At 57.9% G+C, this 15,797-nt stretch carries 10 protein-coding genes; 3 read left to right on the top strand and 7 right to left on the bottom strand.

All coding sequences use genetic code 11. The annotated features are described in order from the left end of the window. Window positions 1–51: 51 nt before the first annotated feature. Window positions 52–2,403, bottom strand: a complete 2,352-nt coding sequence (gene lptD, locus N037_RS18015) for an LPS assembly protein LptD (RefSeq protein WP_023334477.1) — start codon at window positions 2,401–2,403, stop codon at window positions 52–54. 239 nt (window positions 2,404–2,642) lie between these two features. On the opposite strand from lptD, the gene djlA reads away from it, so the two are divergent. Continuing rightward, window positions 2,643–3,458 (top strand): co-chaperone DjlA, encoded by an 816-nt coding sequence (gene djlA / locus N037_RS18010; RefSeq protein WP_023310366.1) that lies wholly within the window; start codon window positions 2,643–2,645, stop codon window positions 3,456–3,458. 29 nt (window positions 3,459–3,487) lie between these two features. On the opposite strand, the gene rluA is transcribed toward djlA, so the two are convergent. The 6 genes from rluA to araB form a co-directional block, all read right to left on the bottom strand. Beyond that, window positions 3,488–4,147: a bifunctional tRNA pseudouridine(32) synthase/23S rRNA pseudouridine(746) synthase RluA gene (rluA, locus tag N037_RS18005; protein ID WP_008502014.1), complete on the bottom strand. Its 660-nt coding sequence runs from the start codon at window positions 4,145–4,147 to the stop codon at window positions 3,488–3,490. A gap of 12 nt (window positions 4,148–4,159) precedes the next feature. Next, on the bottom strand, window positions 4,160–7,066 hold the full coding sequence (gene rapA / locus N037_RS18000) for an RNA polymerase-associated protein RapA (RefSeq protein WP_032642592.1): 2,907 nt from the start codon (window positions 7,064–7,066) through the stop codon (window positions 4,160–4,162). Between the two features lie 128 nt (window positions 7,067–7,194). Beyond that, the gene (gene polB / locus N037_RS17995) at window positions 7,195–9,552 is read right to left on the bottom strand and encodes a DNA polymerase II (RefSeq protein WP_032642590.1); all 2,358 of its coding nucleotides are present in this window, start codon (window positions 9,550–9,552) and stop codon (window positions 7,195–7,197) included. Window positions 9,553–9,708: 156 nt separating this feature from the next. Beyond that, window positions 9,709–10,404: an L-ribulose-5-phosphate 4-epimerase gene (gene araD / locus N037_RS17990; protein ID WP_023334480.1), complete on the bottom strand. Its 696-nt coding sequence runs from the start codon at window positions 10,402–10,404 to the stop codon at window positions 9,709–9,711. A gap of 86 nt (window positions 10,405–10,490) precedes the next feature. Continuing rightward, the gene (gene araA / locus N037_RS17985; RefSeq protein WP_032642588.1) at window positions 10,491–11,993 is read right to left on the bottom strand and encodes an L-arabinose isomerase; all 1,503 of its coding nucleotides are present in this window, start codon (window positions 11,991–11,993) and stop codon (window positions 10,491–10,493) included. A 10-nt stretch (window positions 11,994–12,003) separates the two neighbouring features. Next, a complete protein-coding gene (gene araB / locus N037_RS17980) occupies window positions 12,004–13,713 on the bottom strand; it encodes a ribulokinase (RefSeq protein ID WP_032642586.1) in 1,710 nt (569 codons plus the stop codon). Window positions 13,714–14,050: 337 nt separating this feature from the next. On the opposite strand from araB, the gene araC reads away from it, so the two are divergent. Further along, window positions 14,051–14,896 (top strand): arabinose operon transcriptional regulator AraC, encoded by an 846-nt coding sequence (gene araC / locus N037_RS17975; RefSeq protein WP_023310373.1) that lies wholly within the window; start codon window positions 14,051–14,053, stop codon window positions 14,894–14,896. A gap of 118 nt (window positions 14,897–15,014) precedes the next feature. Then, entirely contained in the window at window positions 15,015–15,782 is a 768-nt protein-coding gene (locus N037_RS17970; protein WP_023334483.1) for a DedA family protein, read from the top strand. Window positions 15,783–15,797 lie beyond the last annotated feature (15 nt).

The raw sequence follows: 15,797 nt of genomic DNA, 5'->3' as shown, positions 1-15,797 counted from the left end.
TTTTTCCATTTCAATTAACCGCAAAGCGGATTACGTTGCAAATCAAGCACATTACAAGGCGCTACGGTACGGCAGAATATTCGAGCGCAGCATTTTCTGCGTACCCAGACCGTAGTTGGAACTCAGGCCGCGTAACTCGAAGTTAAAGCCAATCACGTTATCGTATTTGCTCTGATTGTTTTGAGTATCCCAGCCGTTAAGTTTGCGTTCGTAGCCGACACGCAGCGCGTAACAGCAGGAGTTATATTGCAGACCCACCATCTGGTCAGCAGATTTATTGGCGTTAGTGTCAAAGTAGTAAGCGCCTACGATTGACCAGCGGTCGGCGATTGGCCAACTTGCTGCACCACCCACCTGCGAAATACCGTCTTTATAGCGTTCTGAGCCAGCATAAGATGGCAATGTTGCCTGAATATATTCAGGGCTGGCGTAACGATACGTCAGCTGCACCATACGGTCTTCATCACGGCGGTACTCAATAGCAGCGCTACTTGTCGCAATATTATCGAGTCGAGTGTCATATTGCACACCACCGCGCAGACCCCAACGGTCAGTCATACGCCAGTAAGTATCTCCTGCCCAAACCAGCGATCCCGTTTTGTTATCTTTCTCCCAGTTAATGTTGTCATCACCGGTGCGTGACTCGGTGAAATAGTAGATTTGACCAACAGAAACGTTAAAACGTTCAACGGCGGCATCATCATATACACGGGTTGTGACGCCGGTCGTCAACTGGTTTGCTGAGGCGATTCGGTCAAGACCACCGTAGGTACGGTCACGGAACAGGCCGCTGTAGTCAGACTGGAGTAAAGAGGAGTCGTAGTTCTGAATCTTGCTTTGATCGCGGTACGGCACGTACAGATACTGCATACGCGGTTCGAGCGTCTGGGTATAACCATCCGCCAACAGGGCCATATCACGCTCGAAGATGAGCTTGCCGTCCATTTTGAACTGCGGGAGCGTGCGGTTGACCGACTCTGCCAGATGCGTATCGTTTGTTGCGTTGTAGTTATCAACATTTTTTTGCTGATAGTGTGTCGCCATCAGCTTGGCTTCGGTATTCAGGCTTGCCCAGTCGTTAGACCATGGCAGATTGACCGTCGGCTCAAGGTGAACTCGCGTGGCTTCAGGCATGTCCGAATCCGTGTTAACGAAATGTACCGCCTGAGCGTAGACGTGAGTGTCGAATGGACCCACATCATTCTGATACCAGTTAACGTCCAGCTGTGGCTCTGCGCCATAGGTAGGCGTGGACTGGTCAGAAAATACCTGGAATTGCTTGGTCGAGACGGTCGCGTCAAAGTTCTGTATCGCATAGCCAACGCTGAATTTCTGCGTGGCATAGCCATCGGTACTCGAGCCGTATTTGGACGAGAAGTCGTTAAAATAAGACGAATCGCTGACTTTGGTGTAGTCAACATTAAAGCGCCACACCTGATCCATCACCCCGGCGTGCTGCCAGTAGAATAACCAGCGGTGCTTATCACCTTCGGTCGGATGCTCGTCCTGGAAGACTTTATCTGACGGCAGATAATCCAGCTCCATCAGACCCGCACCGGCGTGGGTCAGATAGCGGAATTCGTTCTCCCACATGATGTTGCCGCGCTTGTGGATATAGTGCGGCGTAATCGTCGCATCCATGTTTGGCGCGATGTTCCAGTAATACGGCAGGTAGAACTCAAAGTAGTTCGACGTGCTGTATTTGGCATTCGGGATCAGGAAACCGGAGCGACGTTTGTCACCCACGGGAAGCTGCAGATAAGGGCTGTAGAATATCGGCACCGGACCCAGCTTGAAGCGGGCGTTCCAGATCTCTGCGACCTGTTCTTCGCGGTCATGGATAACCTCGCTCCCGACCACGCTCCAGGTATTTGAACCCGGCAGACATGACGTGAACGTACCGTTTTCCAGGATCGTATAGCGGTTTTCACCGCGCTGTTTCATCAGGTCTGCGTCACCGCGCCCCTGGCGACCCACCATCTGGTAATCACCTTTCCAGACGTTAGTATCTTTGGTATTCAGGTTTGACCAGGCTTTCGGACCTTTCAGGATGACCTGATTGTCGTCATAGTGCACATTACCCAGCGCATCCACCGTTCGTACCGGCTCGGCCGCACCTTCCGGCTGCTTCTGGTGCAATTGCACTTCGTCTGCCTGCAGGCGACTATTGCCCTGGTTAATATCAACATTGCCCGTAAACGTGGCATTGTCAGGGTAAGTCCCTTTCGAACTGTCGGCAGTAATGGTTACCGGCAAGCTATTTGTATCGCCACTCACCAGTGGGCGATTATAACTTGGGACGCCAAGCATACACTGCGAGGCGAGATCGGCCGCCAGCCCCTGTTGACTGTACAGGGCGGAGCCAATCATTGTGGCCAGGAGGGTGGGGATACGTTTTTTCATACGTTGTATTTTATTGTTCCGTCATCAGTGGCTACGGCTTACAAACGCTCAGAGACTATCTTACTCATCTGCGCAGTACCAGCGTTAATCCTGCCCGTTTGCGTGCCAGAGTGTTAGGCTCGCTATCGAATGACGAGTATGATAAAGCAAATTATAGGCGATGTCCTTCAATTGACCGTGACTTGAACACAGTGATGATGACGTTGCGTCGGCCAGGAATATGACTATCCGGGGAGTATATGCAGTATTGGGGTAAAATAATCGGCGTTGCGTTCGCCATCATCATGGGTGCCGGGTTCTGGGGGATTGTGCTTGGGCTTATTATCGGCCATATGTTTGATAAGGCGCGCAGCCGCAAAATGGCCTGGTTTGCCAATCAGCGCGAGCGTCAGTCACTCTTTTTCTCCACCACCTTTGAGGTGATGGGGCACTTAACCAAATCCAAAGGGCGTGTCACAGAAGCCGATATTCAGATTGCCAGCGTCTTTATGGATCGCATGAACCTGCACGGTGATTCCCGTCTGGCAGCACAAAATGCGTTTCGCATCGGTAAATCGGATAATTATCCGCTTCGCGAAAAAATGCGTCAGTTCCGCAGCATCTGCTTTGGACGTTTTGATTTAATTCGGATGTTTCTGGAAATTCAAATCCAGGCGGCCTTCGCCGACGGGTCACTTCACCCTAATGAACGTGACGTGCTGTACGTCATTGCGGAAGAGCTGGGCATCTCCCGCATGCAGTTCGATCAGTTCCTGCGCATGATGCAGGGCGGGGCGCAGTTTGGCGGCGGCTATCACCAGCAGTCGTCCGGCGGCGCCTGGCAGCAGGCGCAGCGTGGTCCGACGCTGGAAGATGCCTGCAACGTGCTTGGCGTAAAGCCCTCTGACGATCAGACCACGATTAAACGTGCCTATCGTAAGCTCATGAGCGAGCATCATCCGGACAAGCTGGTCGCGAAAGGCCTGCCGCCGGAAATGATGGAGATGGCGAAGCAAAAAGCGCAGGAAATCCAGAAGGCGTACGAGCTCATTAAAGAGAAGAAAGGTTTCAAATAAGAAAAAGCCCGACGGTGTCGGGCTTTTTTTTAGAAATCCACCGGGGCTTTAAACGTCATCGCGTTACCGAAGGCCGGATGGGTGATGGTGAGCGTCTGGGCGTGCAGCTGCAGACGCGGCGCTAAGGCCAGCGCTTCGGGCGGCGCGTAGAAGCGGTCGCCCAGAATCGGATGACCCAGGGCGAGCATATGCACGCGCAGCTGGTGTGAACGTCCGGTAATCGGCTTGAGCAGGACGCGCGCGGTATTATCCGGCGCGTACTCCAGCACTTCATACTCGGTCTGCGCGGCCTTGCCGGTTTCGTAGCACACCTTCTGCTTTGGCCGGTTCGGCCAGTCGCAGATCAGCGGTAAATCTACCAGCCCTTCCGCCTGCGCGGGGTGGCCCCAGACGCGGGCGACATACTGCTTTTTCGGCTCGCGCTCGCGGAACTGGCGCTTTAACTCGCGTTCCGCCGCTTTATTCAGCGCCACCACAATCACGCCGCTGGTGGCCATATCCAGGCGATGGACGGACTCCGCCTGCGGATAATCGCGCTGGATGCGCGTCATCACGCTGTCTTTGTGCTCGTCCAGACGCCCCGGCACGGACAACAGCCCGCTGGGCTTGTTGACCACCATAATGTGTTCATCCTGATACAGAATAACCAGCCAGGGATCCTGCGGCGGATTGTACGGCTCCATCACCATCTTGCGCTCCGGTTACTGATGCGTCACAACGATAAGACGCAGGGCATCCAGACGCCAGCTCGCCTGATTCAGGCTTTCCAGCACCTGCTGACGGTTACTTTCAATCGCCGCCAGCTCGTCGTCACGGATGTTCGGGTTGACGGCTTTTAACGCTTCCAGACGGGACAGCTCCGCGGACAGTTTCTCGTCGGCTTCGCTGCGCGCGGCGTCAATCAGCGCTCTGGCCGCTTTTTCAATCTGGGTTTCGCCCTGTTGCAGAATAGCATGCACGTCCTGCTGAACCGCGTTAACCAGCTTGCTGCCGGTATGGCGGTTCACCGCGCTCAGCTGTCGGTTGAAGCTTTCGAACTCGACCTGTCCGGCCAGGTTCGTGCCGTTTTTGTCCAGCAGCAGGCGGACGGGCGTTGGCGGCAGGAAGCGGGTGAGCTGGAGCTGTTTCGGCGCCTGCGCTTCCACAACGTAGATCAGCTCCACCAGCAGGGTACCCACCGGCAGCGCCTTGTTTTTCAACAGAGAGATGGTGCTGCTGCCGGTATCGCCGGACAGGATCAGATCCAGACCGTTGCGGATCAGCGGGTGCTCCCAGGTGATAAACTGGGCGTCTTCGCGTGACAGCGCCACATCACGTTCGAAGGTGATGGTACAGCCATCTTCCGGCAGGCCCGGGAAATCCGGAACCAGCATGTGATCGGACGGGGTCAGGACAATCAGGTTCTCGCCGCGGTCGTCCTGGTTGATGCCGACGATGTCGAACAGGTTCATGGAGAAGCTGATCAGACTGGTGTCATCATCTTGTTCTTCAATGCTTTCGGCAAGCGCCTGCGCTTTTTCACCGCCGTTGGAGTGGATCTCCAGCAGGCGGTCGCGGCCCTGCTCCAGCTGCGCTTTCAGCGCGTCGTGCTTCTCACGGCAGGACTTGATCAGATCGTCAAACCCTTCCGCGTTTTCCGGCGCGGCCAGGTAGCCGATCAGATCGCCATGTACCTGATCGTAAATGGTGCGACCCGTCGGGCAGGTATGTTCAAACGCGTCCAGACCTTCGTGGAACCAGCGTACCAGTACGGACTGCGCGGTTTTTTCCAGATACGGCACGTGGATCTGAATATCATGTGCCTGACCGATACGATCCAGACGGCCGATACGCTGCTCCAGCAGATCCGGGTTAAACGGCAGATCGAACATCACCAGGTTGCTGGCGAACTGGAAGTTACGGCCTTCAGAGCCGATTTCCGAGCACAGCAGAACCTGTGCGCCGCTGTCTTCTTCCCCGAACCACGCCGCGGCGCGGTCGCGCTCGACGATGGACATGCCCTCGTGGAACACGGCGGCACGAATACCTTCGCGCTCGCGCAGGACCTGCTCCAGCTGCAGCGCGGTGGCCGCTTTGGCGCAGATTACCAGCACTTTCTGGGAGCGGTGCGCGGTCAGATAGCCCATCAGCCACTCCACGCGCGGATCGAAGTTCCACCAGGTGCCGGTGTCGCCTTCAAACTCCTGATAAATCTGTTCCGGGTAGAGCATGTCACGCGCGCGCTCTTCCTGGGTTTTGCGCGCGCCCATAATGCCGGAGACTTTAATCGCCGTCTGATACTGCGTCGGCAGCGGCAGCTTGATGGTGTGCAGCTCGCGTTTCGGGAAGCCTTTAACGCCGTTACGGGTGTTTCGGAACAGCACGCGGCTGGTGCCGTGGCGGTCCATCAGCATGTCGATCAGCTCTTTACGCGCGGATTCCGCGTTGTCGCTCTCGCTGTTCGCGGCCTGCAAAAGCGGCTCAATGTCCTGCTCGCCAATCAGATCGCTCAGGGTGTTGAGTTCGTCATTGGAAAGACGCTTGCCCGCCAGCAGCATAGCGACGGCATCCGCGACCGGGCGGTAGTTATTCTGTTCTTCCACGAACTGCGCAAAGTCGTGGAAACGGTTTGGATCGAGCAGGCGCAGACGGGCGAAGTGGCTTTCCAGACCCAGCTGTTCCGGCGTTGCGGTCAGCAGCAGAACGCCAGGCACGCGCTCGGCAAGCTGCTCGATAGCCATGTATTCGCGGCTCGGCGCATCTTCGCTCCAGACCAGATGGTGCGCTTCGTCAATGACCATAATGTCCCACTCGGCATCGCACAGGTGCTCAAGACGCTGCTTGCTGCGGCGCACGAAGTCCAGGGAGCAAATGACCAGCTGTTCGGTTTCAAACGGGTTGTCGGTATCGTGCTGCGCTTCGGCATAGCGTTCGTCATCGAACAAAGAGAAACGCAGGTTAAAGCGGCGCAGCATCTCAACCAGCCACTGGTGCTGCAGGGTTTCTGGTACCACAATCAGCACGCGTTCGGCAGCGCCGGAAAGCAGCTGTTGATGCAGGATCATGCCCGCTTCGATGGTTTTCCCCAGGCCCACTTCATCTGCCAGCAGCACGCGCGGCGCATGACGACGGCCCACGTCATGAGCAATATTCAACTGGTGGGGGATGAGGCTGGTGCGCTGGCCGCGCAGGCCGCTCCAGGGCATGCGGTACTGTTCACTCTGGAACTTACGCGCGCGATAGCGCAGGGAGAAGCGATCCATACGGTCGATTTGCCCGGCAAACAGGCGATCCTGCGGCTTGCTGAACACCAGTTTGCTGTCGAGCAGCACTTCACGCAGGATGACATTGGCCTCGTCGGTGTCCAGGCGAGTCCCAATGTAGGCGAGCAGTCCATTCTCTTCTTTTACGTCTTCAATCTTGAGCTGCCAGCCGTCATGGCTGGTCACGGTGTCACCCGGATTAAACATCACGCGGGTTACAGGGGAGTCATTGCGAGCGTACAGACGGTTTTCACCGGTGGCTGGGAAAAGGAGGGTAACCATACGCGTATCGATTGCTACGACGGTTCCTAATCCAAGTTCGCTTTCTGTATCGCTGATCCAGCGTTGACCAAGTGTAAAAGGCATAGTTGTTCGGCTCTAATCTTTAATTGCAGGCAATAGTTCGACCCCCGTCAAAAAAGACGGTCATCGAAAAATGGGTCCGGGAATGGAAAGGGCGCTATGGTACTGGATGGCAGCCATTTCGTCACGCGTCAAAATAGGCCAAGTTGCCCTGTCACTAGTGTAGCAAAGTCGTCGTCGATGAAGGGCAAAATTCCGTCGGCAACCGGCTGAAGCTGACGGGTCAGATAGTGTTCGTAATCCAGAGGAGAATGCTGATAATCCACGGGTTCCGGGCCGCTAATTGTCCAGACGTACTTGATGGTTCCCCGGTTTTGATACTGCGGCGCGCGGCCGCGGCGGACGTTTTCTTCATCCGCCAGACGCGCGGCGCGTACGTGCGGAGGAACGTTACGCTGGTACTCGGCCAGCGGGCGGCGCAGACGCTTGCGGTACACCAGCTGCGCGTCAAGTTCGCCCGCCATCAGGCTGGCTATCGTCTCGCGCACGTAGTCCTGATACGGCTCATTGCGGAACACCCGCAGATAGAGCGTCTGCTGGAACTGCTGCGCCAGCGGCGTCCAGTCGGTGCGCACCGTTTCCAGGCCTTTAAACACCATCCGCTGCGCGTCGCCTTCCTGAATCAGCCCGGCGTAGCGCTTCTTGCTACCCTGATCGGTGCCGCGAATGGTGGGCATTAAAAAGCGGGCGAAATGGGTTTCAAATTCCAGTTCCAGCGCGCTGGTTAACCGCTCTTTCTGCAAATGTTCTTGCCACCAGTCGTTCACGAAGGCGACCAGCGCTTTGCCGATTTGCGCGGCGTCGTCTTCTGAATGCGCACCCTTAAGCCACACAAAGGTGGAGTCCGTGTCGCCGTAGATGACGTCATAGCCCCGGGACTCAATCAGCGCTTTGGTCTGGCGCATGATCTCGTGTCCGCGCATGGTGATCGAGGAGGCCAGACGCGGGTCGAAGAAGCGGCAGGCGCTGGTGCCCAGCACGCCGTAAAAGGCGTTCATGATGATTTTCAGCGCCTGAGAAAGGGGCTTGTTGCCGTGGCGCTTGGCCTCATCGCGACCGTGCCAGATGTTTCCCACGATTTCAGGCAGGCAGTGTTTTTCCCGCGAGAAGCGTGCGCCGAGGAAGCCTTCAGTGCTGTGCTCATCATCCGGCTGGGCCATGCCCTCAACCAGCCCGACGGGATCGATCAGGAAGGTGCGGATGATCGACGGGTAGAGGCTTTTGTAATCCAGGACCAGAACGGAGTCGTACAATCCTGGTCGGGAGTCCATGACATATCCACCGGGGCTTGCCTGCGGCGGTACGTCCCCGAGGTTGGGGGCGACGTATCCTGCGCGGTGCATCCGCGGAAAATAGAGGTGGCTAAAGGCCGCCACGGAGCCGCCATGCCTGTCGACAGCCAGTCCGTTCACCGTCGCGCGCTCCAGCAGGAACGGCATAATCTCGGTTTTGTGGAAAATCTGCGTGACCAGCTCGCAGTCTTTCAGGTTATAGGTGGCGAGCGCGGGCTTATCTTCGTTAAAGCGCCGGTCGATCTCGTCCATTCTGTCCCAGGGGTTGTCGATGGATTTGCCTTCGCCAAGCAGCTCCTGCGCCACCGCTTCAAGGGAGAATGAAGAGAAGTTCCAGAAGGCGGACTTGAGCGCCTCGATGCCGTCAATAATCAGGCGACCGTTAGCCTGTGCAAAGAAAACACCGTTCTTAAAACCGTGCTCGCGCCATTCCAGCTCGCTGTTTCCGCGCCCCAGCATCAGCGGGATGCGGTAGCGCTCGGCGTGTTTTTGCAGCACGCGCAGGTCAAACTGCACCACGTTCCAGCCGATCAGAACATCGGGATCGTAGTCGGCAAACCACTGGTTTAGCTTCTCCAGCAGCTGCGGGCGGCTGCTGACGTACTCAAGCCGGAAATCCAGCGCGGACGCATCGCCATTCGGCGGCCCGAGCATATAGACAACCCGATCGCCGCAGCCTTCCAGGCCAATGCAGTAAAGCTCGCCGTGACGGGTGGTTTCGATATCCAGGGAGACCCACTTCAGCGGCGGGCGATAGTGCGGATTCGGCTTCAGGCGCGCGTTAACGAGGCTGCCGCTATGCGCGGTGCCGTCGACCCAGACCGGGGCGGTAATAAACCGCTCCATCAGAAAGCGTTCCGGTGGGCGGATATCGGCTTCGTAGAGCGTCACGTCCGCCTCGCGGAGCAGTTTTTCATAGCGCATCAGCTGACGATGGGCGCGACAGTAAAGCCCATAAACCGGCTGGCGGTGGAAATCTTTCAGTTCAAGCGGGGTGATGCGCCAGCCGTTTTCGCCGCGCAGCAGCTGCTTCACCTTCTCGACGTGGGCTTCAGGAATAAAGGCCACGGATTCCTGGGGGGGCAGCGTAACGTGCAGCGGACCGTTGTCGGTTGCCAGCCAGAACGCGACCTCGGTGCCCTGAGGAGTATCCCGCCAGTGTCGGGTCAGTAAAAAACCTTCTTGCGCCTGCGCCACGCCGTTATCCCAGAAAATAAAACCAGGCCTGATTATAGCCTGGTTAAGGGGTGTTTGCTGGGGTTTTATACAGTGCTGGTTTTGCCGGATGGCGCTGCGCTTATCCGGCCTACAGGTTCCGTAGGCCCGGTAAGCGCAGCGCCAACGGGCGATGAGCTACTGCCCGTAATAGGCCTTCGCACCGTGCTTGCGCAGGTAATGCTTATCCAGCAGGGTTTGCTGCATATCCGGCAGCTGCGGCGACAGCTGGCGACAGAAGATCCCCATATAGGCCACCTCTTCGAGCACGATGGCGTTATGCACCGCGTCTTCTGCGTTTTTACCCCAGGCAAACGGGCCGTGGGAATGCACCAGCACGCCGGGCATTTGCGCCGCGTCGATCCCCTGTTTTTCGAAGGTTTCAACAATCACGTTGCCGGTTTCCCACTCGTACTCACCGTTAATCTCCGCATCGGTCATCAGACGCGTGCAGGGAATGGTGCCGTAAAAGTAGTCCGCGTGGGTGGTGCCGGTCGCCGGGATGGACTGGCCCGCCTGCGCCCAGATGGTCGCATGGCGCGAATGGGTATGCACGATGCCGCCAATGGTTGGGAATGACCGGTACAGCAGGCGGTGAGTCGGCGTATCGGAGGACGGTTTTTTCTTACCTTCGACCACTTCCCCAGTCTCGAGGCTGACCACCACCATATCGTCTGCGGTCATTACCGCGTAATCCACGCCGGAAGGCTTGATCACGAACACGCCTTTTTCCCGGTCAACGGCGCTGACGTTGCCCCAGGTCAGGGTCACCAGATTATGTTTCGGCAGCGCCAGGTTGGCTTCGAGCACCTGACGTTTGAGATCGTCTAACATTGTTATCTCCTGCCGGATGGCGCTTCGCGTATCCGGCCTACGGAACCGTAGGCCCGGTAAACGCAGCGCCACCGGGCATTCAGGGCTTAGCGTTTTGAACCGTAATAGACTTCGTTCCAGCGCAGCGCGTCTTTGAACGCAGGCAGGCGTGTATCGTTATCAATGACGGTCAGTTCGATATCGTGCAGCTCGGCGAACTGACGCATATCGTTCAGATCCAGCGCGTGGCTGAACACCGTATGGTGCGCGCCGCCGGCCAGGATCCAGGCCTCTGAGGCGGTTGGCAGGTCAGGCTGTGCTTTCCACAGGGCGTTAGCAACCGGCAGTTTCGGCAGGGAGTGCGGGGTTTCAACCGCATCAACGCAGTTCACCAGCAGGCGGAAACGATCGCCCAGATCGATCAGACTGGCGTTGATGGCCGGGCCCGTACGGGTGTTGAAGATCAGACGCGCCGGATCGGCTTTACCGCCGATGCCGAGATACTGCACGTCCAGAATCGGTTTCTCTTCGACGGCAATAGAAGGGCACACTTCCAGCATGTGGGAGCCGAGCACCAGGTCGTTGCCGTTCTCGAAGTGGTAGGTGTAGTCCTCCATAAAGGAGGTGCCGCCCTGCAGACCGGTCGACATCACCTTCATGATGCGAAGCAGAGCGGCAGTTTTCCAGTCGCCTTCGCCCGCAAAGCCGTAGCCCTGCTGCATCAGACGTTGTACCGCCAGACCCGGCAGCTGTTTCAGACCGTGGAGGTCTTCAAAAGTGGTGGTAAAGGCGTGGAAGCCGCCCTGTTCCAGGAAGCGCTTCATGCCCAGCTCGATGCGCGCCGCGTCCAGCACGTTCTGGCGCTTGTCGCCGTTGATTTGTGCCGCAGGCGTCAGGCGGTAGCGGCTTTCGTACTCGTCGACCAGCGCGCTTACGTCGCCGTCGCTGATTTCATTCACCACCTGCACCAGATCGCCCACGGCCCAGGTATTCACGGAGAAGCCGAACTTGATCTGCGCGGCGACTTTGTCACCGTCGGTGACCGCCACTTCACGCATGTTGTCGCCGAAACGCACCACTTTCAGGTGGCGGGTATCCTGCTTAGAGACCGCCTGACGCATCCATGAGCCGATACGTTGTTGCGCCTTGCCATCCTGCCAGTGGCCGGTGACCACCGCGTGCTGCTGACGCATACGCGCGCCGATGAAGCCAAACTCGCGGCCGCCGTGCGCGGTCTGGTTCAGGTTCATAAAGTCCATGTCGATGCTGTCCCACGGCAGGGAGGCGTTGAACTGGGTATGGAACTGCAGTAGCGGTTTGTTGAGGATAGACAGGCCGTTGATCCACATTTTGGCCGGCGAGAAGGTGTGCAACCACACCACCAGCCCTGCGCATTTGTCGTCGTAGTTGGCGTCACGGCAGATATTAGTGATTTCGTCCGGCGTGGTGCCCAGCGGCTTCAGAACCAGTTTGCACGGCAGTTTGGCTTCCGCGTTCAGCGCGTTAACCACGTGCTCCGCGTGTTTCGTCACCTGCTGCAGGGCTTCCGGTCCGTACAGATGCTGGCTGCCAATCACAAACCACACTTCATAGTTATTAAAAATGGTCATCATCGTGTCCTTAATGGGTCAGGGTTGCCGTAGTGTCCGCGGTGCTTTTGGCCGGGGCGGCGACAGGGAGATAGTGAAGTTCGGCGCTTTTTGCCCATTGCTGGTAGCGCTGATAAAGCTGTTCAAAGCGTTGTGCCTGCTGGACACGCGGCTGGAGTGTGTTTTCGACGGCGCTTGCCATGTGCTGCTGCGCGGTCGGGATGTCGGCATGAACGCCTGCGGCCACGGCCGCGAAAATCGCCGCGCCCAGCGCACAGCACTGATCGGAGGCCACAATCTGCAGCGGCCGGTTCAGCACGTCGCAGCAGGCCTGCATAATCACCGGGTTTTTACGGGCGATGCCGCCCAGCGCCATCACGTTGTTCACGTCGATGCCCTGCTCGGTGAAGCACTCCATAATGGCGCGGGCGCCGAAGGCCGTTGCGGCAATCAGGCCGCCGAACAGCGCAGGCGCGTCGGTTGCCAGGTTGAGATCCGCGATCGCCCCTTTCAGGCGCTGGTTGGCAAACGGCGTGCGGCGACCGTTGAACCAGTCCAGCACCACCGGCAGGTGGTCGAGAGACGGATTTTTTGCCCAGGCTTCGGTGAGCTGCGGCAGGAGCTGTTTTTTGCTCGCGGTAATCTGTGTTTTCAGTTCAGGATGCGCCGCCGCCAACTGGTCCAGCGGCCAGCCCAGCACGCGGCCAAACCAGGCGTAGATATCGCCGAAGGCGGACTGACCCGCTTCGAGGCCGATAAAATCGGGTACCACGCTGCCGTCAACCTGACCGCAGATGCCTTTCACCGCGCGGTCGCCGACGGTGCCTTTATCCGCCGTCAGGATGTCGCAGGTGGAGGTTCCGATGACTTTGACCAGCGTGTTTGGCTGTGCGCCCGCGCCCACGGCGCCCATATGGCAGTCAAAGGCACCGCCGGAGATCGCCACGTTCTGCGGCAGGCCGAGGCGCGTCGCCCACTCTTCGCAGAGGGTGCCGACCGGAATATCGGCGGTGAAGGTGTCAGTAAACAGCGGGTATGTCAGGTTCTTGTTGAGGATCGGGTCGAGCTCATCGAAGAACGCGGCCGGAGGCAGGCCGCCCCAGCCTTCATGCCACAGGGATTTATGCCCGGCGCTGCAGCGGCCGCGGCGGATATCCTGCGGTCGCGTGGTGCCGGAGAGCAGGGCAGGCACCCAGTCGCACAGCTCAACCCACGATGCGGCTGCCTGTGCAACGGCGGCGTCGGCGCGGGTAACGTGGAGGATCTTGGCCCAGAACCATTCGCTGGAGTAAATCCCGCCGATGTAGCGCGAGTAGTCTGTTTTGCCCGGCTGATGGCACAGGCGGGTGATGGCTTCGGCCTCTTCCACGGCGGTATGGTCTTTCCACAGCACAAACATGGCGTTCGGGTTGTCGGCAAACTCCGGTCGCAGCGCCAGTACGCGGCCTTCGGCATCGACAGGAGCAGGCGTTGAGCCGGTGCTGTCAACGCCAATCCCCACGACATCGGCCCGCTGGGCGTCCGTCAGTTCAGCCAGCACGGTTTTGATCGCCGCTTCCATCGATTCAATGTAATCGCGCGGGTGGTGACGGAACTGGTTGTTTGGCGCGTCGCAGTAGCGCCCCTCTTGCCAGCGCGGATACCACTCAACGCTGGTTGCTATCTCCTGGCCAGTCGTACAGTCCACTGCCAGCGCGCGAACTGAATCGCTGCCAAAATCGAGGCCAATCGCAATTGCCATGGTGTTGCTCCATCGAAAAAACAGGTATGGAAGAACATTAGAGACTGGGGACAAAAGTCGTCAGGCAGGATCCGCTAATCTTATGGACTAAATTGCTGTTACAGCGGAAAGTGTGACGCCGTGCAAATATTCAATGTGGACATTTCTGCCGCACTTATAGACACTTTTGTTACTGGTTATCTGCCTGCTCTGGCGGAGAAATCAGGGGGAAAGGCTGAAACATGGCGGACGTAAAAGCGGCGTGATGCTTTTTGGATCTTTTCGCGGGCCATTTTTAACCTGCTTTTAATGATATGGACAATTGGTTTCCTTCAGGACCCTTGGGAGAACTGAATCTATGGCCGAAACGCAAAACGATCCCCTTCTGCCGGGATACTCGTTTAACGCGCACCTTGTGGCGGGACTGACCCCTATCGAGGCTGAGGGATATCTCGACTTTTACGTCGACCGACCGCTCGGGATGAAAGGGTATATCCTCAATCTGACCGTGCGAGGAGAAGGGATCATCAAGAACGGTGACCAGCAGTTTGTCTGCCGCCCCGGCGATATCCTGCTGTTCCCGCCGGGGGAGATCCACCACTATGGCCGTCATCCGGATGCCAAAGAGTGGTATCACCAGTGGGTCTACTTCCGTCCGCGCGCCTACTGGCAGGAATGGCTTTCCTGGCCGGCTATTTTTGCGCACACCGGTTTTTATCGTCCGGATGAGGTTCATCTGGCGCAGTTTCGCGAGCTTTTTGCGCAGATTATCGAGGCGGGACAGGCCGGTGGGCGCTACGCTGAACTGCTGGCGATTAACCTGCTCGAACAACTGCTGCTGCGACGGATGGAGGCGATAAACGAGTCGCTTAACCCGCCGCTGGATAACCGCGTGCGCGACGCCTGCCAGTACATCAGCGACCACCTGGCCGATAGCCAGTTTGATATCGCCAGCGTTGCGCAGCACGTCTGCCTGTCGCCGTCGCGGCTGTCGCATCTGTTCCGTCAGCAGCTGGGCGTCAGCGTATTGAGCTGGCGCGAGGATCAGCGCATCAGCCAGGCGAAGTTGCTGCTCAGCACCACCCGGATGCCCATCGCCACCGTGGGGCGCAACGTGGGCTTTGAGGATCAGCTCTATTTCTCCCGGGTATTTAAAAAATGTACCGGCGCCAGCCCGAGTGAATTCCGCGCGGGATGTGAATAAACGGTAAACATTCAGGTGAACTTCAGGCGCATCTTGTAAACTATTCAGACAATTGATGCCTTGACGCGGTGCGGGGCGCTAAGCAGAATCGCTGATTCGTTTTCTGACCGGAATAGTTATGCAGGCATTGCTGGAACACTTTATTACCCAGTCCGTTATGTACTCGCTCATCGCCGTGGCGCTGGTGGCGTTTCTGGAATCGCTGGCGCTGGTTGGGCTGATCCTGCCCGGCACCGTGATGATGGCGGGGCTTGGGGCGCTGATTGGCAGCGGTGAGGTCAATTTCTGGCAGGCGTGGCTGGCCGGGATTATCGGCTGTTTGCTGGGTGACTGGATCTCCTTCTGGCTGGGCTGGCGCTTTAAGAAGCCGCTGCACCGCTGGTCGTTCATGAAAAAGAACAAAGCCCTGCTGGATAAAACCGAGCATGCGCTGCACCAGCACAGCATGTTTACCATTCTCGTCGGCCGCTTTGTGGGACCAACGCGTCCGCTGGTGCCGATGGTGGCGGGAATGCTGGATCTGCCCGTCGCGAAATTCGTGGTACCGAACATTATCGGCTGCGTCTTCTGGCCGCCGTTCTACTTCCTGCCGGGGATCCTCGCGGGTGCTGCCATTGATATTCCTGACGGGATGCAGAGCGGTGAGTTTAAGTGGCTGCTGCTGGGCACGGCTGTGCTGCTGTGGCTGGCTGCGTGGCTCTGCTGGCGGCTGTGGCGCAGCGCGAAAGCCAGCGTCGATCGCCTGACGCGCTATCTTCCGCGCTCTCGTCTTTTGTGGCTGGCTCCGCTGACGCTGGGTGTGGCCGTGGTGGCGCTGGTCGCGCTGATTCGCCACCCGCTGATGCCGGTATACGGCGAGATCCTGTTGAAGGTGGTGAGCCGTTAAGGTTTATTCCCTCTC

The organism is Enterobacter sp. EGD-HP1 (assembly GCF_000733275.2).
Classification (GTDB): Bacteria; Pseudomonadota; Gammaproteobacteria; order Enterobacterales; family Enterobacteriaceae; genus Enterobacter.
This window is presented reverse-complemented; position numbering and strand designations above follow the sequence as displayed.

Coding starts and splice junctions, on each gene's coding strand:
- lptD (WP_023334477.1), bottom strand. CDS start 2,403: ATGAAAAAACGTATCCCCACCCTCCTGGCCACAATGATTGGCTCCGCC.
- djlA (WP_023310366.1), top strand. CDS start 2,643: ATGCAGTATTGGGGTAAAATAATCGGCGTTGCGTTCGCCATCATCATG.
- rluA (WP_008502014.1), bottom strand. CDS start 4,147: ATGGTGATGGAGCCGTACAATCCGCCGCAGGATCCCTGGCTGGTTATT.
- rapA (WP_032642592.1), bottom strand. CDS start 7,066: ATGCCTTTTACACTTGGTCAACGCTGGATCAGCGATACAGAAAGCGAA.
- araD (WP_023334480.1), bottom strand. CDS start 10,404: ATGTTAGACGATCTCAAACGTCAGGTGCTCGAAGCCAACCTGGCGCTG.
- araA (WP_032642588.1), bottom strand. CDS start 11,993: ATGACCATTTTTAATAACTATGAAGTGTGGTTTGTGATTGGCAGCCAG.
- araB (WP_032642586.1), bottom strand. CDS start 13,713: ATGGCAATTGCGATTGGCCTCGATTTTGGCAGCGATTCAGTTCGCGCG.
- araC (WP_023310373.1), top strand. CDS start 14,051: ATGGCCGAAACGCAAAACGATCCCCTTCTGCCGGGATACTCGTTTAAC.
- N037_RS17970 (WP_023334483.1), top strand. CDS start 15,015: ATGCAGGCATTGCTGGAACACTTTATTACCCAGTCCGTTATGTACTCG.